Source organism: Aliidiomarina shirensis (genome assembly GCF_003987345.1).
GTDB classification, from domain to species: Bacteria; Pseudomonadota; Gammaproteobacteria; order Enterobacterales; family Alteromonadaceae; genus Aliidiomarina; species Aliidiomarina shirensis.
Genome location: NZ_PIPP01000002.1, coordinates 646,587 through 670,821 on the forward strand (window position 1 = coordinate 646,587; position 24,235 = coordinate 670,821).

Consider the following 24,235-nt stretch of genomic DNA (forward strand, 5'->3'; position numbering starts at 1 on the left):
TAAGTTTCCTTAATGCTTACGCGTCAGCTTTAGGTTGCTCTTGCGCAGCTTGTTGTTGCTGCTGCATGTGTTGAGCAAACACAGCATCAAAGTTAATTGGTGCAAGGTTCAATTGTGGGAATGTACCTTTGCTTACCAAGCCAGAAATTGCTTCACGTGCGTACGGGAACAAAATATTCGGGCAGAACGCAGCTAGTGTATGCGCTAAACCATCTTCTGGAAGATCAGCAGGGATTGAGAAAATACCAGCCTGAGCTACTTCACATAAGAATGCTACTTCACCTTCAACAGTGTTTTTCACTGTTAAGCTAAGTACTACTTCAAAAACGTTATCATCTAATTTAGTGTTGCTCACGTTCATATCAACGTTCAGCTCTGGCTTCCACTCTTTGCGGAAAATAGCTGGCGTGTTTGGCGCTTCAAAAGAAACGTCTTTCACGTAGATACGTTGAATTGAAAATTGGCCGCCCGCTTGCTGTTCGTTTTGAGCCGCGCCGTTTGCTTGAGTTTGCTGTTCATCAGCCATAATACTTACCTGCTTTACTTAATTTAGAATGAAAGATAAAAATCTGCGTTGTTGTTTTATTTTTTGTTTTTTGACTGCGTTTTTGAAACTGGCAAACTGGCACCTTGCCATGCTTGCAGCCCGCCTTGCAGCACATACACTTGGGTAAATCCTGCTTTTACTAGTGCTGATGCAGCGCCTCGGGCAGTATTTCCATAGTTGCATACGGTAACAATGGGGGCGTCTTTGAATTTCTCAAGGCTTTTTACTTCACCTGCGCGAATTTTTTCTACAGAAATTTGCTTTGAGCCCTGAATGTGGCCTTTCGCAAAATCTTCATCGTTACGCACATCAACAAATACGCCGCCACGATTCACCTTTAAAACAGCTTCTTGCGGCTTCAATGGTTGAATTGATGAAAAACGTTTCTTTGCAATATCCATGACTAACATTACAAAAACCAAAACCCACAGTGCACTCAGAATATAATGCTCTGTTGCGAATTCGATTAGTTGGTCCATGACCTCTCCCGACTAACTGTTACGGCAACCCGAATGGGTGCGAATATACCGACTAAAAATATAGCCGAAGAGTATAACGGTTCAGCGCACAGATACCAGTAAAATCTACCCTGAGCAGGTGCTTCTCAACCCTAAATGCAGTAAACTAAGGCGTAATTTCTGAACAATTGCCAAACTTATCGAGGATGCTGCATGTCTACCGGAGAAGCTCGCAAAAAAACACTAGCATTATTAATTCTCGATGGCTGGGGAAGCCGTGATGCGGCCCCTGATAACGCCATAGCCCATGCGCACACTCCCAATTTAGATGAACTTTACGCAACCGTGCCGAACACGTTGGTTGATGGCTCAGGCATGGCGGTTGGTTTGCCTCATGGACAAATGGGGAATTCAGAGGTTGGCCATGTGAACCTTGGTGCCGGCCGCATTGTTTATCAAGATTTCACGCGTATTACGAAAGCTATCGAAGATGGTGAGTTTGCAGAGAACACCGAGATTAATAAAGGCTTAAACCAGGCCATTGCAGCGAATGGCAATGTTCATGTGATGGGGCTTTTATCGCCAGGTGGTGTTCATAGCCACGAAGATCATTTATTAGCAATGGCAAAACTAGCGAAAGAAAAAGGCGCTAAACAGGTTTTTGTACACGCATTTTTGGATGGCCGCGATACTCCACCACGCTCTGCCGGGGCATCTATTGAACGCTTTGAAAAGGAATTTGCGCAACTTGAAGGCATTCAATTTGCTAGTTTATGCGGCCGTTATTTTGCGATGGATCGCGATAACCGTTGGGATCGTGTCAGCAAAGCATGGCATTTGTTAACTCAAGGGCACGGTGAAGCGGCCGATTCAGCATCTGCTGGCCTAGCCGCCGCTTATGATCGTGACGAAAGCGATGAATTTGCAACCCCTACATGGGTTTCCGGTGCTAAACCGATTGCCGACAATGACGCAGTTTTCTTTATGAACTTCCGCGCTGATAGAGCCCGTGAACTGACTCGCTGTTTTGTGGATTCTGATTTTTCCGCGTTTGATCGCAATCCGAGGCCAAAACTTTCAGCCTTTGTAATGCTTACCGAATACGCAGCTGATATCGCAGCCCCCGTAGCGTTTCCGCCAGAACCATTAAACAATGTTTTAGGCGAGTGGCTAGCCAAGCACAACAAAACCCAATTACGTATCTCGGAAACCGAAAAATACGCGCATGTTACGTTTTTCTTCAGCGGCGGTAGAGAAGATACATTTGCCGGGGAAAAGCGCATTCTAGTGCCTTCACCGCAGGTAGCCACCTATGATTTACAGCCTGAAATGAGCTCTGTGGAGCTTACTGATAAGCTAGTAGCTGCAATTGATAGCGGCGAATTTGATGTGCTTATTTGTAATTACCCTAATGGTGATATGGTTGGCCACACCGGTAACTTCGACGCAGCGGTGAAAGCTTGCGAAGCCGTTGATACCGCAGTTGGCCGTGTTGTCGAAGCGATTCGCAAAAATGGTGGCGAGTGTTTAATTACCGCTGATCATGGCAATGCCGAGCAAATGAATGATCACGCTACGGGACAATCGCACACAGCACATACGAGCAATTTAGTGCCGTTCATTTATGTGGGCCGCGATGCAACACCCGTTTCTGGTGGTCGGTTATCCGATATTGCCCCTACGATGCTGCACCTACTTGGCATGCCGCAGCCGGAAGAAATGACCGGAAAAACGCTAATGCAGCTGAAGGATTAACCATGCTACCTCGGCGTCTTGCCATAAAGCTAAGCATTGTAAATGTGATTGCAGGGGCTACCCTACTTGCACTAGCGCCTAACATGGCAATTGCGGAAAGCACCAGCTTGGGAAAACGTGTCGCGAGCAGCAGCCCACTTTTATTCACGGCTGCATTTAGTGCGTTTCAGGACGGCGATACACAAGCCGAACATGCTCGTGCAGAGCGGCAACTGCAAGAACTACAACGTGAAATTCAACAGCGTCGGCGTAGCTTAGAACAGCGGCAGCAGCGTTTGAGTAGTGGCGAACGCGAATTAAAAAACTTGGAAACTCAAGTACAAAGCGCCAGCCGTTCGTTACGGGAAACTGAGCTTAAAATTGCATCCGTAGAAGGCCATATTTACGAGTTGGAACAAGAGCAAAGCCGTTTGCAAACCGAGGTTAAAACTCAGGCCGAGGCCCTAGCGGATCAGATTGAATCAGCTTATCGCAATGGCGATCATGGTTTTTTAAAACTACTTTTAAATCAAGATAATCCGGCCCGTTTTGAGCGAATGCTAGAGTATTACCAGCACCTAAGCACAGCCCGGCTCGAGCAGCTAGAAGAACTGCACGCTTTAGAAACGCAACTCATAGCGGTGCGGGAAGAAGTATCCGCCCAGCGTGATACTTTAAATGCTACCTTGCAACAGCAGGAGCAACAACGTAGCCAGTTAGCAAGCCGCCAGCAAGAACAAGAGCAACTGGTATCTCGGTTACAGCGCGAGCAGCAAACCGAACAATCGGCATTGCAGAATATGCTGCGAAATGAACAAGAACTCACGGAAATGCTGGCCGCACTGCAAGAAGTCATGTCCCGGCAAGGTTTTAACCTTACCGGTTTGGCTAATTTGCGCGGTCAATTGAGTTGGCCAACCGCTGGGAACATTAAGCACAGCTACGGGAGCCAACGTAGCGGCGAAATTCGTTGGCGTGGTGTGGTTATTGAAGCCACCGCAGAAGCCCCGGTAAAAGCGATTGCCGATGGCCGCATTATCTTTTCAGATTGGTTACGTGGCTTCGGTATGGTGGTGATTATCGATCACGGTGAGAATTACATGAGCCTTTATGGCTACAACCAAGCATTACTAAAAGATATTGGTGAGCCTGTGCGAAAAGGTGAAACCGTGGCGTTGGCTGGCCGTAGTGGTGGCCAATCAGAGAGCGGTTTATATTTTGAAATACGCCACGAAGGTAACCCTATTAATCCAACACCTTATATTGCGCGCTAATACTTTGCTTTTATAAGAAAAAACTTATTAACGGCGCGAACGTGGTGTTATGGAGCACTATCAATTTCTAGCTGCGCTAATAGTATCAAGGCTTGCTCGCGTGAATCACCGCACACGTATTCCTGAGCGCTAAATTGCTCACATACAATTGGCCGTTCCGGCTTACCAAAAATCTTACAAAGGTTATTTTCATCAAGCTGAACACAGCGAGTGTTGGCTGGTTTTCCAGCAGGCATGCCGGGGATGGGGCTAGAAATTGAGGGCGCGATACAACAAGCACCGCACCCTGCTCTACATTTCATTTAATATCCAATTGCCAATACAGTTTGCTTACTGCATTGCCATACGCAATTTCTTCATCGCGTTTTGTTCAAGCTGACGAATACGCTCAGCTGATACTTGGAAAGTATCGGCTAAATCATGCAACGTTGTTTTGTTATCATCTAACCAGCGCGCACGCACAATATGTTGGCTACGTTCATCTAAACTAGATAATGCGTAAGCCAAGCGCTTGCTTGCTTGTGCTTCCCAATCTTGAGCTTCAACAGTAGCGGCTACATCAGATGATTTATCTTCGAGATATTGAGAAGGCGAGAATGCAACTTCGTTGTTATCGTCTTCATCAACACCCATATCAAAAGCTGCATCGTGGGCACTCATCCGCGATTCCATTTCCATCACTTCTGAGCTACTCACACCAAGCTCTCGCGCAACGGTATTCACCTCATCATTAGTGAACCAGCCAAGGCGTTTCTTAGCTTTGCGCAAGTTAAAGAATAATTTTCGTTGTGCTTTTGTGGTTGCTACTTTCACGATGCGCCAGTTGCGCAAAACAAATTCGTGAATTTCAGCTTTAATCCAATGCACCGCAAAAGATACTAAGCGAACACCAACCGTTGGATCAAAACGTTTAACCGCTTTCATCAGGCCAATGTTCCCTTCTTGAATAAGATCCGCTTGTGGTAACCCGTAACCTTGATAGCTACGCGCTACATGCACTACAAAGCGCAGATGCGACATGATCAGCTGTTTCGCTGCCTGTAAATCGCCATCTTGCTGTAAGCGCTCTGCCAGTGATTTCTCTTCCTCTGCACTTAACATCGGAATACTGTTTACCGATGATATATAGGCATCTAGGCTGCCCGTGCGGGGAACCATTAAACCCATTGATTCAGTGTGTGCAGTCATTTACTTACCTCACTTCCAATTACGCTGTTAATACTGCTAGTGCTTCTTAAGCTACTATTTTTTATAGCTATTAAGGCGAATCGAATACAATTTCGTATAGTAAAATTTCAAACATCAAAAAAACATTCTATCAGAGCCACAGGCCTGTGCAAGTATGTTATACCCTAATAATGTAACCATTTGATGACAGTGCTCATTGCTTCGACCATGATTGCTTAACGAGGTTCAATTGCGCTTACATGGCGGCGAACCGCTATCCAAGAGCCAAATAAGCCAAGGCCAATGGCAACCAGCCAAACAACGAGCATATCGTTCAAACTCAAGCCCTGTAAGCTCATATCACTTTCATACAAACTGCTAAATTTTACGATTGAGGCATCAATCCAGATCACTAAAATCGTAGTGGCCAACCAAGCAATAATACCGCCCACTACGCCATACCAAAATCCGGTATATAAAAAAGGCCTTTGGATGTAGGAATCGGTTGCACCCACTAGTTTCATAATCATAATTTCATCACGGCGATTCAAAATAGCCAATCGGATCGTATTCCCCACGATCAATACTACCGCCGTGCACAGTAACAGCCCTAACGCCGCGAAACTGTTCTCAATCACGCGAACTAGGGCTTGTAACCGCTCAAGCCATTTCAAATCTAAGCTTGCGGAGCTTACTTCGCGCTCTTGCTCCAGGGTGGTGAGCAACATTCGCGCGCGTTCAACACTTTGAAAATCAGCCGCCGGTACTACAACCAATACATCAGGTAACGGATTTGTTTCTAGGTAATCAATTGCGCTACCGAAGCCTGAGTTTGTCCGGAATTCGGCAAGCCCTGCTTCTTTATCAATAAACTCTACGCGATCCACCTCAGCCATTAGGCGCACTCGTTCACGAAAAGTTTGAACTTCCTGCGGCGCTAAATCCTTTCTTAAAAACACATTGATCTCGGCGGCATTATCCCATTCAGCACTAATACTTTGCGCGTTTTTTACTACCACATAGAGCGTAGTAGGTAATGTAAGGCTGAGCCCGAGTACTGCAATGGTCATTAACGACGCCATGGGTGTGCGAGAAAGCTCACCCAGGCTGCCAATGGCTTGCTGAAAATTGTTAACAAAGAACATTACAAATCTACGGCCTGCCGATATCTTTACCGCCTTGGCGCCTTTCCGCTGATCAGCTTTACGCGTTAAAAAACCCATTAGTAGGCCCCTTCATCAAGCGGCTCATACCCGCCAGAGGCTAGGCCATCATCTATCATAGCGCCGTTTCGTAATACTAAATTGCGGTGCCGCATACGTGCTACAAGTGCTAAATCATGAGTAGCAATCAATACGGAAACACCTACTTGGTGAAACGATTCAAACAGGTTCATAATTTCTAACGAAAGCGTGGGATCAAGATTACCTGTCGGCTCATCTGCGAGCAGGAGCGGCGGCTTGTTCACGATGGCGCGTGCGATGCCCACGCGTTGCTGTTCACCACCGGAAAGCATGATTGGGTATTTCCGCTCTTGCCCACCCAAACCTACTTTATCCAACGCAGCCTGCACGCGCTTACGCGCTTCCGATTGCGTGTAACCTTCGATATATAGCGGTAATGCCACATTATCAAATACGGTTTTATCCATGAGTAAGCGGTGGTCTTGAAAGATCATACCGATATCACGGCGTAAATAAGGGATCTGCCGACGGTTTATTTTGTTGAGGTCATGGCCGTTAATCAACACACGGCCCATGGTAGGCCGTTCCATCAATGCCACGAGGCGAAGTAGCGTACTTTTGCCCGCACCAGAATGGCCCGTGAGAAAAGCGAGTTCTCCTGCCGCCACATGAAAGTTCACGCGGTTTAAGGCCTGAAAGCCACCTGGATATGTTTTACTTACCTGTTCAAAACGAATCATCAGAGGCCCTTCAGCTTAAGTTTATTGCGTACCTTCTTGCGGTGAGTTTGGTGCGCTTGCGTTAGTGCCACTTGCATTGGCAAACAAGGCATCCACAAATTCCGAAGCCACAAACGGCCTTAAATCTTCTAAACTCTCACCCACACCGATATAACGAATTGGGATTTTAAATTGATTCGCCAAAGCAAAAATTACACCACCTTTCGCGGTACCATCAAGTTTCGTCATGGCTAAGCCAGTAACACCAACCGCTTCATTAAATAACTTTGCTTGGCTAATAGCATTTTGTCCTGTTCCCGCATCTAACGTCAACAATACTTCATGGGGCATAGCATCATCGAGTTTGCGCATCACACGAACAATCTTTTTAAGCTCTTCCATTAAATTTGCTTTGTTCTGCAAACGGCCCGCGGTATCTGCAATTAATACATCAACACCCCTAGCTTTTGCGGCCTGCACGGCATCGAATATTACCGAGGCGCTATCCGCACCTGTGTGCTGAGCAATCACCGGAATGCTATTGCGCTCGCCCCAAACTTGCAGCTGCTCAACCGCTGCCGCTCGAAACGTATCACCAGCGGCCAACATTACCGATTTACCTTCGCTTTGGAACTGCCGCGCTAATTTACCAATCGTAGTGGTTTTACCAACACCATTAACACCCACCATAAGAATGACAAACGGACCATCACTCTTTTCAAGGTTCAGTGGCTCACTCACGGGCGCTAGCATGGCGGCCATGTCGTCTTTTAATTTCGTGTATAAAAGGCCTGCATCTTTCAATTCTTTACGGGAAGCATGATCGGTGAGCTGGTCGATAATTTTAGCGGTCGTTTCCACACCCACATCGGCCATTAGTAACTGAGTTTCTAGATCTTCAAACAATTCTTCATCAATTTCTTTGCCAACAAACAAGTTGGCTAACCCCGAACCTAACGAGCTTGAGGTTTTTTGCAACCCTTGGCGCAAGCGTTGCCACCAACTCGTGCGTTGCGGGCGATCTTGTGTCGTTTTCTTCGCTGCAGGCGGCGCTACTTCTACCGGGGCTTGCTCGATAGATTCTTGCTCAATCGGAGGTTTGGCTTCAACTACGGGTTCTGGGGATGAAGTAGGCGGTGGCGTGATTTTACTTTGCATTGCCGCAGCGTCATCTACCGCACTGGGCAAATCTGTGCCTTCGCGTTGATTGGGTTGTTCGGGTTCTTGCTCAGTTTTTGCAGCACTAGCAGCAGAATCAACGGCGCTGGCATGATCAGATTTTTCTTCAGAACTTGCTGAATCTACATCCGTTGTTTGTTTCTCTTGTTGCTTTTGTTCTAGCTCTTCGTCCGCCTGTTTGCGGCCAAATAAAGAGGAAAAAAGAGAACGTTTTTTTGCCATAACTAAGAATTCCAAATACATCAATGCGAGGCGTTGATAATAGCATTGTTCCGAGCTTATGTGTACGGCTCAAGCCCGCGACAAAAGAAGTGAGAGTAGGTACAATACTCAGCATTCAATGCATCGAGGTAAGAATGGCACAACAACATCGAAAACCAACTGCGCAAAATGCCGGAAAAGCCGGACAGATTCGCATTATCGGTGGCCAATGGCGAGGCCGTAAACTCTCTGTTCTTGCGCTTGAAGGGTTGCGGCCCACAACTGACCGAGTAAAAGAGACGTTATTTAATTGGCTACAATTTGAATTACCAAACGCCCGCGTTCTCGATGCTTTTGCAGGTACCGGTAGCTTAGGCCTTGAAGCGCTCTCGCGCGGTGCTTCCGAAGTGGTCTTTGTTGAAAAATCGCCCGCGGCAAGCAAACAACTGAACGAGAATATAGCAACGTTGCAGCAGGGAAACATGCCACCTGCCACCGATGTACGCACTGGTGATATCATGCATAACCTAACGCAATTCGCAGGTGCATTTGATATAGTTTTCCTCGATCCGCCGTTTCACCAAGGCTTGCTGAACGATTGTATCGAGGGCTTGTGCAAAGGCAACTTGGTTCGCAAAGGGAGTTGGGTATACATTGAAAGTGAGCAATCACTTACGGTGAACGCCCCGATTAATTGGCACCTGCATCGAGAAAAGAACGCTGGGCAAGTGAATTATCGGTTATATCACGTAGCCTAGCGGGTTTCGGGGAAACTTATCTGAACCGCCATGCTTAACGAAAAAAGGAAAAATATGCGCTCTGTCATTTTAATCGGCCAAGTATTGTTTACCGTGCTTTGGTTAGTGCTGCTCGCCAATTTATTTGTGCCTTTTCCTGGTAACGCGTTTGCGCTGTTTTTACTGCTTTTATTAATCGTAGTTGTGCTGCATTTATTACAAATGCTGATTTTCTATGCGGCTTTTCAAAGCGCGATAAAAGCGGGAGGAAAAGATTATTTATTTATTTTCCTATTCGGCATTATTGGCTGGATGATGGCGTTGCAAAAGCAACAGCCAACACAACAAGCGAGTGGGCAAAATTCAGATACCTCGGCTTAAAGGCCGAGGTTCGATATGCCTTCATCACGTGCAATAGCTCTTACTTCCCGCACTAATTCTTTGTCGATTACCGCGGTATCTTGTAAAAAACCTACCATGGCTTGCTGAACTTCAATTTCATAAGTGCTCAATGGGTGCTCAGCTATAGCAAGTTCACGCGCATCGGCATCATCGATATGTGCAAACTCTCCGAGCTCAAGAAAATGTGCTACCGAGCCTTGAGAGATCTTTGCTACATCAAGTAAAGGAGCACCATCTTTATCTTCAACACCCTGCATTAAACTACTCAATGCTGTACACGCTGCGATTGCTGGGAACATACCGAGCACATCAAAATCTTGCTCGTTTGGTGTACATTCCTCTAATTTTTCTTGCCAGCGTTGCCAATCACTACCTTTATTCACGGCAAGTTTATCCCAAACCGCGTTTAACCCGCCTCGCAACACTTTTGGATCGCCAAAACCGGTGCTTTCATGGAATAAATCATAGTTTGCCAGCATGCGTTCACATAAGTAAGCCGCTAGCACGCCTTGGTGTTTTAAATCGAGCTCGCGTATTTGCTGAAACGTTGTTTTTCGTGCCATTTTCTCCGCCCTATTTTGCTTCACTTCCTGCCATACGTCCGGCTAGCTTAAACCGCCGATTTTGCAAGGTAAGCCATAATGCCATCAAGGAACATTTGTACCGAGATCATGACCAAAATCATCCCCATTAAACGCTCGATAGCGTTTAACCCACGCTGACCAAGTGCCCTGAGCACAAAGCCACTAAACAACAAAATCGTTGCCGAAATAGCCCACGCAGCAACCGATGCAATCGTCCAATCAACCATTTGATCAGGCGCTTGGTTTGCCAACAATAGCAACGCAGCAAGCAATGAAGGGCCAGATATTAATGGGATAGCCAAAGGTACGATAAACGGCTCATCGCCAGCAGGTAAGCCTAACACCCCTCCCGGCTGGGGGAAAATTAAGCGAAGGGCGATAATGAATAGAATAATACCACCGGCAATACTTACCGATTCTTGGCGCAGACCAAGCCACGTTAATAAACTTGTCCCTAGGTACAAGAACAACAACATAAACACCAACGCAAACAGCAGCTCACGGATGAGCACTTTTCTTCGCCGTTTAGGATCAACATGGCGTAATACCGAAATGAAAATAGGCAAGTTCCCGAGTGGGTTCATGATCAATAACAATGTTATTGCGGCCGTAACGGTATCCATTGATATTCCTTGATTGGTTGGGCGTATTTTAAAGCTTTGAATTTGTTCACGAGAATTGCAGTATAACCCTGAAAAAGCGGAAACAAAACTGGTGAGCGACGCTTAGCTTGATATACTCTTGCTAGATAAATTTTTTGCCTTTGCATTTATTCATTTTATGGAGCAAAACCGTGACAGGATGGCAGCACATTGCCGGGCCCGATGCCTTGAATCTTGATTTAATTAATCGAGCTGAAAAGCTGATCGCGCCATATATCGTGCAAACACCTGTGCTCGAGAGCACGGTTTTGAACGCAATCGCCGATGCTCAGCTATTTTTCAAGTGCGAAAACCTACAACGCACTGGCGCATTCAAGTTTCGAGGCGCAATGCATGCGCTTTTAAATCTTACCGCGGAACAGCGCAAGCAAGGTGTTTACACCGTTTCTTCCGGTAACCACGGCGCCGCGCTCGCCGCAGCGGGTAGTATCTTAGATATTCCAGTGCAAGTAGCGGTGCCAAGCAATGCTCCACTCGTTAAAAAGGACAATATCGCCAACAACGGTGCTGAAATTATTGAGATTGAGCCGGGTATGGCCGCCCGTGAAGCATTTATTGAAGAAAAACAAAACCAAAGCCAGCGCATATTCATTCCACCGTACAACCATCCGTTAATTATGGCTGGCCAAGGCACTGCGGCGCTAGAGTTAGTAAAAGCAGTGCCCGATCTTGATGCGCTAATTAGCCCACTCGGTGGTGGTGGTTTGTTATCAGGTACCGCCATGGTAGGCCATAGCCAGAACATTTCGGTATTTGGCATTGAGCCTGAACTTGCCAACGATGCTTATTTATCGCTGCAAGCTGGCAGTATTCAAAGCGCCCTTCCGCCAAAAAGTATTTGCGATGGCTTGCTCACCAACTTAGGCGAACATACTTTTCCCGTGATTCAAGATTATGTGAACGCGATATTATTAGTTACCGAAGATGAAGTTATTAGCGCGATGCAACAGCTCTGGCAGGCGCTAAAAATTATAGTAGAGCCTTCTTCAGCCACGGTTTTTGCGGCTGTTTGTAAATACCCAGAATATTTTCAAGGCAAGCGCTTAGGGTTGATTATCAGTGGTGGTAATGTTGATGTTCGCCGTCTGCCATGGCCGGTTACCTTATTGGAGAAAGCCGAATGAGCCTAAACTGGAATACGATTACCGGCCCTCAAGTGCTTGTGGATAGTCGAAAAAGTAAACGCAACATTAAGCGCATGCAAGAAAAAGCCGAAAGCGCCGGTGTTGATTTACGGCCGCATTTTAAAACGCATCAATCGGTTACTATCGGCAAGTGGTTTGGTAAGCCCGCAGAAACAGCAATTGCGGTTTCTTCTGCTACCATGGCGCGTACTTTCGCTGATGCCGGCTGGAACGATATTCTAATGGCGATTCCGCTAAACCCCCGCGCATTGCCCGCCTACAACCGCTTAGCTCGTGAAGTTCAGCTTGGGCTTACCATTGAAAATGCCGATAGTTTAAAAACTATTGCACGCTTACTAAGCCCAGTAGATGTTTACGTTGAAATTGACGCCGGTTATGGCCGCACAGGAATCTCTTGGCGCGAACACGAAAGTATTAATTTAATCCTAGAACAGGCACGGAAAATGCCACAAGTGCGCAGCCTTGGTTTGCTATTACATGCGGGTAATAGTTACACCATGCGCGGTGAACATGGCATTGCCCAAATTCATCAAGAGAGTTTGCAACGGCTGGCGGAATTAATCGAGAACCTGAGCATTCCGCGCAGTGAGCTACGGGTTTCCGTAGGCGATACGCCAACCTGTAGCCGCATGGAAAGCTTTCCCGGCGCCGATGAAATTCGACCTGGAAATTATGTGTTCTATGATTGGCAGCAGCAACGCATCGGTGCCTGCGATTGGCCCGATGTTGCGCTAGCCGTAGCCTGCCCTGTTATTGGCATTTATCCAGAACGTAACGAAGTAGTGGTTCACGGTGGAGCTGTGCATTTTAGCAAGGATTCGGTAACGATTGATGGCAAACAAATATTCGGACAAGTGATGCACCAAACCACGAATGGCTGGGGCAGCCCTATTCAAGGGGCTCAGCTGGTAGGGGTTTCTCAAGAACATGGAAAGGTACGCGTGCCCGAAGGCATGCTGAAAGAATTAGAGCTGGGCGATTTATTAATCATCGTTCCAGCTCATTCTTGTTTGGTGATGGCCGCCTTTAATGGCGAGTGCACGGTAATTTAATCTTGCACGCTTGTATTGAAGCGCAAGAGCTACTTGGCGAATAACTGGCCAATATCTGCAAACGCTTTGAATTCAAGCGCGTTACCGGCAGGATCGTAAAAAAACATAGTGGCTTGTTCACCAGGCTTTCCTTTGAACCGAACATAGGGTTCGATAACAAATTCAATGCCGGCTGCACGAACACGAGCCGCCAAGGCTTCCCAACTTTCCATATCCAACACAACACCAAAGTGCGGCACCGGAACATCATGGCCATCTACCGGATTACTCACAGGTGGCAGTAAACGGTCAGGGGCAACATGGGTTACCAGCTGATGGCCATAAAAGTTCCAATCAATCCAATGATCACTACTACGGCCCTCGCCGCAGCCCAAAAGCTCACCATAAAAGGCGCGCGCTTTATCAAGATCATCTACTGGAATAGCTAAATGAAATGGGGCAACCGCCATTACATTTTCTCCAACGCTTGCTCAAGATCTGCAATCAAATCTTGGGTATCTTCAATGCCCACAGAAATACGTACGAAGTTATCGTGAATTCCAAGTTTCTGGCGGTTTTCAGCCGGAATTGAAGCGTGCGTCATGATCGCTGGGTGCTCAATCAAACTCTCTACACCACCCAAGGATTCAGCCAGAGCAAAGATTTCAACAGCTTCCAAGAACCGGCGCGCAGTATCTAAATCGCCATCCAAGAAAATTGAAATCATGCCACCAAAGCCACTCATTTGCTGTTTAGCTAATTCATGTTGCGGGTGGCTCTCTAAACCCGGATGAATCACAGTTTTAACGCGTGGGTGTTGTTCAAGCCACTGGGCAATTTCTAGTGCGGCTTGGTTATGATGCTTCATTCGCAAAGCCAAGGTTTTCACACCACGAAGCGCCAAATAGCTATCGAACGGCCCAGCAATTGAACCTATCGAGTTTTGTAAAAATGCCATTTGCTCTTGCAGATCTTCGCGTTCACCCACTACCGCAATACCACCCACCATATCGGAATGGCCGTTCAAGTATTTGGTTGCTGAGTGCATGACGATATCAGCACCCAGTTCCAACGGTAACTGGTTGTATGGCGTAGCAAAAGTGTTATCAACCACAACAATCATATCCGGGTTGTGTTCCCGTGCCTTAGCAACCACAGCACGAATATCTACCAGCTTTAACATCGGGTTACTTGGCGTTTCTATCCACACCATGCGGGTTTTCGGCGTAAACGATGCCGTGAGTTCCTGCATATCGGTTAGATCGACATAGCTAAAATCTAAACCAGCAGAACGGCCACGCACTTTATCGAATAACCGGAAACTACCGCCGTACAAATCGTCCATAGCTACTACATGATCACCAGTATCGAGTAACTCAAGAATAGTTGCTGTTGCGGCCATACCCGAGGCAAACGCGTAGCCACGGCTACCGCCTTCAAGGTTTGCTACAGAACGCTCCCACGCGAAACGCGTTGGGTTTTGCGAGCGCGAGTATTCGAATCCCGAATGCTCACCGGGGCTTGGCTGAATATAAGTAGAACTTGTTACGATGGGCGGCATGACCGCGCCGGTAATTGGCTCTGGCGCTTGGCCACCATGAATGGTGCGAGTGGCAAATGCTAAATTTTTTGTATCGCGCATAAATTGAATACCTCTTAACTTAGATCTTGAGCGGCAAGCCACTCATCGTTAAATAATTTCGATAGGTAACGGCAACCCGTATCACAGGCCAGCGTAACTACGCGCTTCGGTTCAGTTTGATCACGGCAATATTGCACCGCTGCAGCTATCAAGGTGCCGCTTGAAGATCCAACCATAATGCCTTCTTTCAGCAATACTTCACGCGCCATAGCGAACGATTCTTTATCGCTAATGCTATAGGCCTTGCCCGCAAGCGCAATTTCACAGATCACTGGGATAAAATCTTCACCAATGCCCTCAACGCGCCAGCTCCCGGCTTCAACCTCTTTCCCTTCATTAACCAACGGCGCCAAAATTGAACCATCTGGATCGGCTAATACTAAATCGATATCTGCTTTCTGTTCGCGTAAATAGCGGCCAACCCCGGTAAGTGTGCCGCCAGAACCAACACCACATACAAAGGCATCAAGGTTGCCTTCCATCTGCTCCCAGATTTCTGGTGCAGTGGTGTCATAATGCGCTTGCACGTTTGCTGGATTTTCAAATTGGTTGATGTAAAACGCGTTACGTTCTTCTGAAAGACGCAATGCTAAATCTTGGTAATACTCCGGGTGGCCCTTTTGCACATCAGAGCGCGTTTCAATGACTTCGGCACCTAGAGCACGCAAGTTATATAGTTTTTCGCGGCTCATTTTATCAGGCAACACAATAATTAATTTATAACCTTTTTGCGCTGCCACTAACGCTAAGCCCAAACCGGTATTGCCCGCAGTAGCTTCAATTAGGGTATCGCCCGGCTTAATTTTGCCTTGCTCTTCTGCGGCCGCGATCATGGTTACAGCAATGCGATCTTTAATCGAGGCGCCTGGATTCTGTGTTTCGAGTTTTAGATACAGTTCGCAAGGGCCAGTATCGATATGGTTCACCCGAACCATTGGTGTGTTACCAATCATTTCTAAAGCGTTGTTATAAACCTTCATGAGCCTGCCTTTTCATTTTGCGGTGTATTTTACTTTGGCCATATTCTACGCGACAAGACGCTTACTATCTATGCCAGTTGTTTCTATGTTATTTTAAATGAAACAGATTCGATAAATATGAGGAATAACCATGCGCCTGAATAAAATGCATTTACTCGTAGTAGGAGCGGCTAGCGCTCTTGCAGCCTGCACGCCGGCGGAACCTGATCCGCAGGAAGTTTTTTTTAACACCATTGCAGAGCACTGCGGTAAAGCTTACGAAGGCGAAGTTACGTCCGGTAATCCAGAAACGGATGCCACTTGGATGAACAACCGCATCGTTATTGAAATACGGGAATGCACCGAAGATCGCATCCGTATCCCTTTGCATGTGGGCGATAATCGTTCTCGCACTTGGGTCATTACCAAAACGCAAATGGGTTTAGAGCTCAAGCATGATCACCGTTTAGAAGATGGTAGCCACGACCCGATGACAATGTACGGTGGTACAACTGTTACTTTGGGCACGGCGGACGCACAAGCGTTCCCCGCTGATGAATACAGCAAACAATTATTCACACAATTAGACGCCACGGTTTCACTTACGAACACATGGTGGATGTCATTTCCTGATGAAAACACGTTCCGATATCGCTTGTCGCGTCCGAATCGGGAGTTTCACGTAGATGTTGATTTAAGCCAAGAGGTGGAAGCTCCTCCTGCGCCTTGGGGCTGGGAAGATAACTACCAATATTAACGTTCGATTTACTTAGTGAAGATCGAACACAATAACGCCGCATGGAGATTATTCTACTCCTATGCGGCGTTTTTTATGCAGCTCCGATTACCTCTACTCGATTCGGGAATAACCTAGCGCGTGGCGTTACTGTTCAAATGGCCGCGGTGATTCGCCAGTAAGGCACTGCTGATATAGTTCGGGTAATACGTAGGTTTGGTAGCGCAGCTCGCGCCCTTCAATAGTATAGTGCGCGTTTAAATTCTCACCGTCGGCACGAAACTCAACATCATCGGCACCAATAAAACGGTCGATATGAATGACACGTTTATACATGCCCCTTTGATCGCAGCTCATTACTACAAAGAATTGAGAGTTTTCCTCTACGCCTGAACCCAAAGCCGATACCGTAAATCCTTCGCCCTCAAACTCCGCGCGTACATCTTGATCACCGGCGTAATAAATAAGCAAACTAAACAGCGTAAGCAACACCAGCATGGCAATCCAAATACTCACGCCCAATCGCGCGATCTTCCAATACTGCCAATCCAACGCTGCTTTGCGCAAAACGAAGAATCCCACAATAGCCGCGATTAAAAAGCCAACCGTGATCAGGCTCTCGAAAATTATCTGTGATTCTGTCCAGCGCCAAATAAAAACATAGTCACCCGGCATAACCACAGCATCAAACCACACTGGAATAGTGAGTAAGATGATCGCCAATCCGATCCAGATAACACGCTGTTGCACTGCCATAGGAGGCTGCTTTGGTGTAGGTTCGTTACCACCTGTATCTTGTCGCTGCATAGGTACCCTCTTGCGTGTTGCTATTTAAACGAGTGAACACGCAGAATAGCAAACATCACTGAGAAAATGCACTACAAGCTCAATTACAAAGCGCGCAGTTGTATTAGCAATGCATCAAGAGCTCGGTAGCTCAACGCTTCCAGCAGGTGTTCGCGAGTCAACCGAGCTTGGCCTGCAAGATCGGCAATGGTCCGTGCTACTCGCAATGTACGATGGTAGGCACGATGAGACAGTGATAGCTTCTCCATCGCCGCCACTAAAAAATCGTGATCATGCTCCTCCAGCTCTGCAGCGACTGCCAACTGCTTAGGCGCTAGTGCATGATTCAGGCATTGCTGGCGTTGCAACTGCAATGCTTGCGCAGCAATTACCTTTTGTTGTAGCTCAGCGCTCGTGACCTTGGTGCGGTTTGACGTGCTGCGCAGCGCATCTGGCTGGCGAGGCACATCCACCTGCAAATCAATTCGGTCGAGGAAAGGCCCGGAAATTTTGCCAAGGTATTTAAGTATTTGTTCCGGTGTGGAGCGCGAACTTTGAATATCACCATTAAAAGTTCCGCAAGGTGAAGGATTCAACGCACAAACGAGCTGAAAGCGAGCTGGGAAAGTTACTTGCTGGCGTGCTCGGCTTATACTTACTCGACCAGATTCTAAAGGCTCACGCAAAGAATCGAGCACATGCCTTGGTGTTTCGGTAAGCTCATCCATGAACAAGATCCCTCGGTGCGCAAGCGTGATTTCTCCAGGCCTTGGAATACTGCCACCCCCTACCAAAGCAGCGGCAGAACACGAATGGTGTGGCGCACGAAACGGGCGTTGTCGCCATTGATCCGGATTAAACTTCTCACCCGTAAGCGAATTAATAGCCGCTACCTCAAGCGCTTCATTTTCCGGAAGGGGTGGCATTAAACCAATTAAGCGCTTCGCCAACATGGTTTTTCCCGTGCCCGGTGGACCTACAAACAAAATATTGTGTCCACCGGCGGCGGCCAATAATAGAGCACGCTTTGCTTGCTCTTGCCCCTCCACATCAGCAATATCGCCAACCCCCTGCGGATGCGAAGGCAGATCCACCGGCTCGATAAGCCCTAACAACGAAGTTTGCTCCACATGTCGTACCGCTGCCGCTAATGAAGTAACCGCATATGCACTCGGCACGCGCAGAAGCGCAGCTTCCGCTGTATTCGCGGCCGGAACCAGTGCTCTGCGCCCTGCGGTGTTAGCAGCAAGTAGAGCCGGTAAAACGCCATCAATGCGTCGCACAGCCCCGTCCAGCGCTAACTCTCCGTAACATTCGATCTGACTTAATTCACCTTCTTGAATTAATTCATCGGCTACTAAAATACCCAGCGCCATCGCTAAATCAAAGCGCGCTCCTTGTTTGGGCAATTCGGCAGGCGATAAGTTGATGGTGATTTTTGCTGTGGGGAACTCTAGGCCGCTATTGAGAATCGCTGTTTTAACCCTATCGCGAGCTTCCCGAACCGTTGTTTCTGGCATACCGATAATCTGAAAACCCGGCACACCCCGCGCTACATTTACTTCTACCCGAACTAAGGGCGATTCCATACCTAGCTGCGCCCGCGTTAACACCACTGCCAATCCCATAGCTACCTCGATTGCTTCCTGCAAAACAAAAAGTGTAGCGTGAAATAGCGCATCTACCGCGAACAAACGAGTGTTTCCGCGATCGCCAACAAATTAATATGATACCGATAATCACTAATTTACTTTGTCTTTCTCTCTAAAATTAATCGCTGAAACAGATCATAGATCACCATTCGGAGCGGAAACCACTTTTTATTTTGTACTTATCGAGAAGATATGATTTTAATAATGAAAGGACTGCAAGCATATAAAATACAAGGAAAATGACATGACGTTAGCAAGTATCAACTCTCTTATCCTAGCCTCTGCGCTAGCAATAGCACCTTTCACTGCGAATGCGTTTACAGCAAATGAAAGTGATAACGCACATCGCGATAATGTAATTCAGCTTTCTGTAGATGCAAACGGTAATTATCATATCTCGTTTTTTGCTAATGAATTAGAACCTTTGACCGCTGCTCAGGAAAATCAAGAACGAGCACTGCATAGATCCTCCGTTCTTATGCGTAAAGACGGACGACTCACAACTACCGATGAGCGAATCGATGATTTCATTAGCGCTGTTAAGTATTTATCAAAGGAACGTCCGCGCAGTTTCTCCCTAAAACCATTTGGGGAGCTTAGCGAAACAGATGAGTATGGGAAAATTCAGTCTTATGCTTTCTGTATTTATTTTGAAAACCCTAGAAAATCGAGTTCTTGCAGCCACTTTTGGTTCTCTGCAAATGAAGTACATCTAACTTCGGCGTTTGATGCCGCCGAAATAAAGTATGAAAGAATCGATAAAGCCAGTGATATCTCTGGAGGCTCGGATAATTACGGGTAAAGCCAGTGCGCTCTTAGGCGTCATTTAGCGCTTTGATTGCCACACGTTGTTATTATGTTTAAATTACGTTATAAAATATTTAGCCTTGATAGAGTAAGATTTAGCTAAAATTTAAAAGGAATTAACCAATGTTCAAATCAATAATAAGAATGGCCTCACTCGCAATTTTCTCATGCTTTATTACCTTTGAGGGAATAGCTGAGACTGAGCAAAAGAGAATAAACCCAATTGCTGAAGTGATGCGAGTTTCCGCACATTCACTAGGAATGAATGAAGCTGAATTGAACCGCGCCTTCCTCGTTATATCCAAATTTCAAGCAGGTATGCTAACCCTCCCAGAACTTGATGCTCTATCCGATAGCGAAATTCTAAGTAAAATTGATTTTTACGCTGAACCTTATTCAGAAATAACCAATGAATCCATGATGGTTATATGGAAGCGGTACGAAATAGAGACCGCGATGCTCGCGAAAGAAGCCGATGTCGAACTATCCAAGTTTGCACCTTTTTATCGGGCATTTATTAGAACATTCGAAAGTGGTAAAAGGCTTCTCGAACAGCAGATATCTCAGCGAAACTCAGATTCAGCTAGCTCATACTCCACTTTTAGTAACGGCTCTAGCGGTGATGAAATCGAATGCGCTGCATCATGTCAGGCTCTCCGAAATGAAGATATAGAAAGCTATAAAGCATTACTCGATATTGCTGCAGACACGGCCAATTGGGAAAGTGTTAATGGCGAGAAGCCGTTTGGTTCCACCGTGCGTGTAGTTGATAGCGTGAGCGGTAAATCAATGGAAGTGAAAAAATTATTTTAGTTGCCAAACCTTGGCTGCTAATAAAGATGTTGATAACTGTTGGGCCGCTGCTTGTAAAGATCTTTGCGGCGGAATGATATCTCAGCTAGGTGTTTTGGGCTTTCTCATTATGAACATTCCAAGGAGATAACCCACTACAAAAATCGCAGTCGTCCACACTACCGTACGTAAGGACCAAGGCTCTTCCAAAAAGCTCTGAATTAGCAACAAAGCAAGCCCAAAGGCTACTATGTTTCTTAAAATAACACCGAGATCGATATTCATTATTTGAAATTTCATTATTTTTCCTTAAATTAATGATGTATTAACCACATATGAATCCTACCTCTACAGCACAATTCATAAACTTCAAAAACCAAAAAACGTAACCAAATACATTTCCAGCTATTCACCATTGTATCCGGAAAGCTCTTGTGTAATTAATAATGGAATGGGAAATCACATCACTCACACAAGAAATATACTGTGCATTCAAAAATATACTACACGCTAACTCTAGCGCCTATATTATTTTTCTCTCGCTGACCGCAGTTGCATTTACGGAAAACGAGTACATATACGATGATGTAATTCAACTTCCTGTGGATGTAGACGGTAATTACCATATCTCGTTCTCTGTAGAGAACATGAATTTAACGTCAGCAGTTGACGCAGCCGGAATTAAATACAAGCCACATTACGCCGGGACAGGACACTAACAGTGTTAGCGTTCCTGAACTCAGTCGACAAGTTCTGTGACGTACGTATTTACTGACTTTCTCGCATCCAGCGGCGTACGAAATCGACAGTTATGGGTGTAGAAAAAGCACATAAAATCTACCTCGTTTTAGGTATTTTCAAATCTAACCACTAAAACACTTGTATAAACCAATTCCGCGTTGTTATTCTTGAATCACATTTAAAGAGATTGTCCTTTTCATCCGAATACCCGCTTGCTCTGGCTACCGCACCGTTTCGCATCACTCAGCCAACAAGTGATTATCTTTTCACGGTTCAACACAGAAGAATTCAAAGTGCTTATTCTCAAGAACAAAGAGGTATCAGCTGCATATTATGCAACTGCAGCACTTACTGCGGTGTTAACAGGATTAATCGCTATTACTTATCGCTTTTTAGGGGAAGTTGACCTCTTACGGCCTGAGTTTATGGTGGTTTCCGGCACTGCTATGATCGTGGTTGGCACAACAATGCTTTTAGGGGTTTCCCGCAATCCCAGAAAGCGTGTGTTCGGTGCGCTTATTTGTATCGCCTACGCCTGTTTTTTATTTACCGGTGTTCTATTTCCCACCGTTCTTCCGATAGCAGCGAATGGATACGGCATAGCACCGTTTGCTCTTGCAACCTTCATATTTATTCTTGGCGTTTGCAGCCTGTTGGACTTAAAGAGCAAGATAAGCGATATCGCATGGTTATTCTTGGGTTCCGTTTCACTTCTGTTTTCACTTATCGTGATTATTACCGGTTGGATATTCCAGTTTACCCCCACCACAACGCTTGATAACCCACTCGGTATTTCGTTGCTGGCCGTTATTATCGGCATACTCGGGTTAGCATCGTTGGTAAGATGTAGCTGTTACTCAGTGCCTTTTCGGGAAATAAAAGCCCGCATAGTACCGCCTGTTTTAGTATCTTTTGTCGGCTTATTGCTATGGCTTGCCCTGTCAATTATCAATACCGAAGAATTAGAAAAACGCTCGCAATCACTTATCAATCAAGCTACACATGAACTCCAGCAAAAACTTGCTACATATAACAATTCTATTGAAAAAGTTGCCACTCGCTGGGTATTGTCAGACTCCAATCCTTCCTTGAAACAACTCGATTTAGATTTATTTATTCGCGATCATAATCAAGCTCTATCTATCACCGTGTTTGATGCGAATGGAGATCTCACGCATACAAGCAAATCTGAATTTAGTGATGAACTCGATGCTACAATATTCTCAGATCAAGAAATAACGAGTTTAGTAAGCCGCTGGTTTTCTGAGAACCAAGGCGTGCGAGCATTCGCTGTTTCTGGAGCATCATTAGATAAAGAATATCCCATTCTATTTTTCTCAGAGCCTATTTTCGAAGACGATATTCTTGAGGCGCAAATATTAGTAGCGATAGATTTAATGGGGTTTGCTACTTTTCGGCAAGTTGAACATTTAAGATTCTTTCAACTTTATCTAGAACTAGATAATGATTTACTCATTTCTATCAACACTCCGAATTTCCAAGTACTTACGGAAAATGGCCTTGCCAATCGGTACCCATTTCAGTTTTCAAGCTCGCGTAACTTAATGGACGCGTACGCGCCTAATTTCACGGTTGTGATTTCTGATTTCAGTTTACTTTGGACTCAAGCGCGTACAAATCAACTCGTACTCATTTTCGCCTTCGTACTCTCTCTTTTATTTATCTTCATCATTGATACCAATAATAAACTCAAAACTGAGCGCCAGAAGCTCGATCGAATGGCGAAGTTTGATGGCGTCACTGGGTTATTGAGAAGAGATGTTCTTGAGGAGAATATTAAATCGATATTATCGGAATACACGGCGCATAGTATTCGTGTACTCTTCATTGACCTCGATGGTTTTAAGCCAATCAACGATAGCCTTGGTTTAACGGTTGGTAACCGCTTACTTGCAGAAACAGCAAAGCGCATTGAAGGCTGTTTACCGGACGATGCTCTAGCTGCTCGCTTCAGTGGTGATGAATTTATTGTGTTCTTGCCGAACTCTTCTGAGGCCAAAGCCGTACAGCTTGCGATGCAACTCAATTTGGAAATAGAGCGAAACTTCGCTATCGATTCGCTAAGTGTCCATTTAACGGCAAGTATCGGAATTGCTTCGGTGGGCGATGCAGAAGAAACCGCCACGAAATTAATTCAAAATGCCGATGTGGCAATGTCGGAAGCGAAGATTAAAGGCGGAAATACGTATTCTATTTTCAGCCACGATATGGCAATGCGTTATGAACAGCAGTACTTGCTACGGGCAAAAATTCAGCGCGGCATTGAAAATAGAGAATTCCGTGTTCATTTCCAACCCGTTGTTTCAGCTTGTAACCATAAAATTATTGGATTTGAGGCGCTAGCTCGCTGGCCTCAACCTGATGGCAGCTTTGTTCCCCCGGGCGCATTTATTCCCGTGGCGGAACAAACAGGCCAAATCATTGCACTATCGGCACTGGTGCTAGAAGAAGCGGTTGAATCGCTTGCGCAATTACAAAAATTAGCACCTCAGCTCACCATGGCTATCAATCTTTCCGCGCAATTGTTCGACCGAGGCAATCTCGTTAATTCAATTATTAGCACGCTAAACCACCATAAAGTTTCACCAAATACGTTACACGTAGAGTTAACCGAGAGCGTTTTGAGCAAGGATCATGCGCACTTATCAGCAAAATTAAATGAGCTACGCGCGCTTGGTGTACAGGTATCTTTAGATGATTTTGGCACCGGCTTCTCAAGTTTGAGCCTGTTACATCGGTTACCGGTAGATATCATTAAAATTGATCGGTCGTTTATAAAAGATATTTCTGAAAGCTCTGAAAGCTTAAAAATCGCTGAGTCGGTTATTTATTTAGCTAAAAGCTTAGATAAAAAAATAATTGTTGAAGGCGTTGAAACGAAAAAACAAGCTGAATTTAGTTCGGCACATAAGTGTGATGCCATTCAGGGTTTCTACTTCTACAAGCCAATGCCACTTGTTGATATCTTACCTTTACTAAAGAATACATAGCATAGCGTATAAGCGAAGCACGTTAGTGAACATATTCTGAAACACATTTTCACTAACTTGCCGCGAATATTCTGAGTTATGCTGG

24 protein-coding genes are annotated in these 24,235 nt (G+C 45.8%); 10 read left to right on the forward strand and 14 right to left on the reverse strand.

Features of this window, described 5'->3' with window-relative positions; genetic code table 11:
- Positions 1 to 16 precede the first annotated feature (16 nt).
- Entirely contained in the window at positions 17 to 526 is a 510-nt protein-coding gene (gene secB, locus CWE13_RS07055; RefSeq protein ID WP_126807177.1) for a protein-export chaperone SecB, read from the reverse strand.
- A 56-nt stretch (positions 527 to 582) separates the two neighbouring features.
- Positions 583 to 1,026 carry a rhodanese-like domain-containing protein gene (locus CWE13_RS07060; protein WP_126807179.1) on the reverse strand — a complete coding sequence of 148 codons (444 nt, stop codon included), beginning with the start codon at positions 1,024 to 1,026 and terminating at the stop codon, positions 583 to 585.
- A gap of 192 nt (positions 1,027 to 1,218) precedes the next feature.
- On the opposite strand from CWE13_RS07060, the gene gpmI reads away from it, so the two are divergent.
- Positions 1,219 to 2,760 carry a 2,3-bisphosphoglycerate-independent phosphoglycerate mutase gene (gene gpmI, locus CWE13_RS07065; RefSeq protein ID WP_126807181.1) on the forward strand — a complete coding sequence of 514 codons (1,542 nt, stop codon included), beginning with the start codon at positions 1,219 to 1,221 and terminating at the stop codon, positions 2,758 to 2,760.
- Positions 2,761 to 2,762: 2 nt separating this feature from the next.
- A complete protein-coding gene (locus CWE13_RS07070; RefSeq protein WP_126807182.1) occupies positions 2,763 to 4,013 on the forward strand; it encodes a murein hydrolase activator EnvC family protein in 1,251 nt (416 codons plus the stop codon).
- 47 nt (positions 4,014 to 4,060) lie between these two features.
- Here CWE13_RS07070 and CWE13_RS07075 read toward each other — a convergent pair whose 3' ends face one another.
- From CWE13_RS07075 to ftsY, 5 genes are all read right to left on the reverse strand, one after another.
- Complete coding sequence (locus CWE13_RS07075) at positions 4,061 to 4,315, reverse strand: YkgJ family cysteine cluster protein (protein ID WP_126807184.1); 255 nt, start codon at positions 4,313 to 4,315, stop codon at positions 4,061 to 4,063.
- Between the two features lie 28 nt (positions 4,316 to 4,343).
- Positions 4,344 to 5,201, reverse strand: coding sequence for an RNA polymerase sigma factor RpoH (gene rpoH, locus CWE13_RS07080; RefSeq protein ID WP_126807186.1), 858 nt, complete (start codon positions 5,199 to 5,201; stop codon positions 4,344 to 4,346).
- A 215-nt stretch (positions 5,202 to 5,416) separates the two neighbouring features.
- On the reverse strand, positions 5,417 to 6,403 hold the full coding sequence (ftsX, locus tag CWE13_RS07085; protein ID WP_126807187.1) for a permease-like cell division protein FtsX: 987 nt from the start codon (positions 6,401 to 6,403) through the stop codon (positions 5,417 to 5,419).
- The gene (gene ftsE, locus CWE13_RS07090) at positions 6,403 to 7,104 is read right to left on the reverse strand and encodes a cell division ATP-binding protein FtsE (RefSeq protein ID WP_126807189.1); all 702 of its coding nucleotides are present in this window, start codon (positions 7,102 to 7,104) and stop codon (positions 6,403 to 6,405) included. The genes ftsX and ftsE overlap by 1 nt, the downstream gene beginning before the upstream one ends.
- A 21-nt stretch (positions 7,105 to 7,125) precedes the next feature.
- A complete protein-coding gene (gene ftsY / locus CWE13_RS07095) occupies positions 7,126 to 8,484 on the reverse strand; it encodes a signal recognition particle-docking protein FtsY (RefSeq protein ID WP_126807191.1) in 1,359 nt (452 codons plus the stop codon).
- 134 nt (positions 8,485 to 8,618) lie between these two features.
- On the opposite strand from ftsY, the gene rsmD reads away from it, so the two are divergent.
- The gene (rsmD, locus tag CWE13_RS07100; protein WP_126807193.1) at positions 8,619 to 9,221 is read left to right on the forward strand and encodes a 16S rRNA (guanine(966)-N(2))-methyltransferase RsmD; all 603 of its coding nucleotides are present in this window, start codon (positions 8,619 to 8,621) and stop codon (positions 9,219 to 9,221) included.
- Between the two features lie 54 nt (positions 9,222 to 9,275).
- Positions 9,276 to 9,581: a DUF1145 domain-containing protein gene (locus CWE13_RS07105; RefSeq protein WP_157980944.1), complete on the forward strand. Its 306-nt coding sequence runs from the start codon at positions 9,276 to 9,278 to the stop codon at positions 9,579 to 9,581.
- Here CWE13_RS07105 and CWE13_RS07110 read toward each other — a convergent pair.
- A complete protein-coding gene (locus tag CWE13_RS07110) occupies positions 9,578 to 10,165 on the reverse strand; it encodes a YjaG family protein (protein ID WP_126807197.1) in 588 nt (195 codons plus the stop codon). The genes CWE13_RS07105 and CWE13_RS07110 overlap by 4 nt on opposite strands.
- A 47-nt stretch (positions 10,166 to 10,212) precedes the next feature.
- Entirely contained in the window at positions 10,213 to 10,809 is a 597-nt protein-coding gene (locus tag CWE13_RS07115) for a YhgN family NAAT transporter (RefSeq protein ID WP_126807199.1), read from the reverse strand.
- 170 nt (positions 10,810 to 10,979) lie between these two features.
- Between CWE13_RS07115 and CWE13_RS07120 the strand changes: the two genes are divergently transcribed.
- Both CWE13_RS07120 and CWE13_RS07125 read left to right on the forward strand, forming a co-directional pair.
- The gene (locus CWE13_RS07120) at positions 10,980 to 11,972 is read left to right on the forward strand and encodes a threonine ammonia-lyase (protein WP_126807200.1); all 993 of its coding nucleotides are present in this window, start codon (positions 10,980 to 10,982) and stop codon (positions 11,970 to 11,972) included.
- Positions 11,969 to 13,045 (forward strand): alanine racemase, encoded by a 1,077-nt coding sequence (locus CWE13_RS07125; protein ID WP_198677906.1) that lies wholly within the window; start codon positions 11,969 to 11,971, stop codon positions 13,043 to 13,045. The genes CWE13_RS07120 and CWE13_RS07125 overlap by 4 nt, the downstream gene beginning before the upstream one ends.
- A 29-nt stretch (positions 13,046 to 13,074) precedes the next feature.
- Here CWE13_RS07125 and CWE13_RS07130 read toward each other — a convergent pair whose 3' ends face one another.
- Genes CWE13_RS07130 through CWE13_RS07140 form a run of 3 tightly spaced genes read right to left on the reverse strand, consistent with a single transcriptional unit; the run spans position 13,075 to position 15,646 of the window.
- Complete coding sequence (locus CWE13_RS07130) at positions 13,075 to 13,494, reverse strand: VOC family protein (RefSeq protein WP_126807204.1); 420 nt, start codon at positions 13,492 to 13,494, stop codon at positions 13,075 to 13,077.
- Positions 13,494 to 14,666, reverse strand: coding sequence for a trans-sulfuration enzyme family protein (locus CWE13_RS07135; RefSeq protein ID WP_126807206.1), 1,173 nt, complete (start codon positions 14,664 to 14,666; stop codon positions 13,494 to 13,496). The genes CWE13_RS07130 and CWE13_RS07135 overlap by 1 nt, the downstream gene beginning before the upstream one ends.
- 14 nt (positions 14,667 to 14,680) lie before the next feature.
- Positions 14,681 to 15,646 (reverse strand): PLP-dependent cysteine synthase family protein, encoded by a 966-nt coding sequence (locus CWE13_RS07140; protein ID WP_126807208.1) that lies wholly within the window; start codon positions 15,644 to 15,646, stop codon positions 14,681 to 14,683.
- Between the two features lie 130 nt (positions 15,647 to 15,776).
- Here CWE13_RS07140 and CWE13_RS07145 point away from each other — a divergent pair, with 130 nt between their 5' ends.
- Positions 15,777 to 16,382 (forward strand): hypothetical protein, encoded by a 606-nt coding sequence (locus tag CWE13_RS07145; protein ID WP_126807210.1) that lies wholly within the window; start codon positions 15,777 to 15,779, stop codon positions 16,380 to 16,382.
- 126 nt (positions 16,383 to 16,508) lie between these two features.
- Here CWE13_RS07145 and CWE13_RS07150 read toward each other — a convergent pair whose 3' ends face one another.
- Both CWE13_RS07150 and CWE13_RS07155 read right to left on the reverse strand, forming a co-directional pair.
- Positions 16,509 to 17,168 carry a hypothetical protein gene (locus CWE13_RS07150; RefSeq protein ID WP_126807212.1) on the reverse strand — a complete coding sequence of 220 codons (660 nt, stop codon included), beginning with the start codon at positions 17,166 to 17,168 and terminating at the stop codon, positions 16,509 to 16,511.
- An 83-nt stretch (positions 17,169 to 17,251) separates the two neighbouring features.
- A complete protein-coding gene (locus tag CWE13_RS07155; RefSeq protein ID WP_126807360.1) occupies positions 17,252 to 18,775 on the reverse strand; it encodes a YifB family Mg chelatase-like AAA ATPase in 1,524 nt (507 codons plus the stop codon).
- 268 nt (positions 18,776 to 19,043) lie between these two features.
- Between CWE13_RS07155 and CWE13_RS07160 the strand changes: the two genes are divergently transcribed.
- The 3 genes from CWE13_RS07160 (at position 19,044) to CWE13_RS07170 (ending at position 24,150) form a co-directional block, all read left to right on the forward strand.
- The gene (locus tag CWE13_RS07160) at positions 19,044 to 19,601 is read left to right on the forward strand and encodes a hypothetical protein (protein ID WP_126807214.1); all 558 of its coding nucleotides are present in this window, start codon (positions 19,044 to 19,046) and stop codon (positions 19,599 to 19,601) included.
- 128 nt (positions 19,602 to 19,729) lie between these two features.
- Entirely contained in the window at positions 19,730 to 20,419 is a 690-nt protein-coding gene (locus tag CWE13_RS07165) for a hypothetical protein (protein ID WP_126807215.1), read from the forward strand.
- A gap of 1,013 nt (positions 20,420 to 21,432) precedes the next feature.
- Complete coding sequence (locus CWE13_RS07170) at positions 21,433 to 24,150, forward strand: putative bifunctional diguanylate cyclase/phosphodiesterase (RefSeq protein ID WP_126807217.1); 2,718 nt, start codon at positions 21,433 to 21,435, stop codon at positions 24,148 to 24,150.
- Positions 24,151 to 24,235 lie beyond the last annotated feature (85 nt).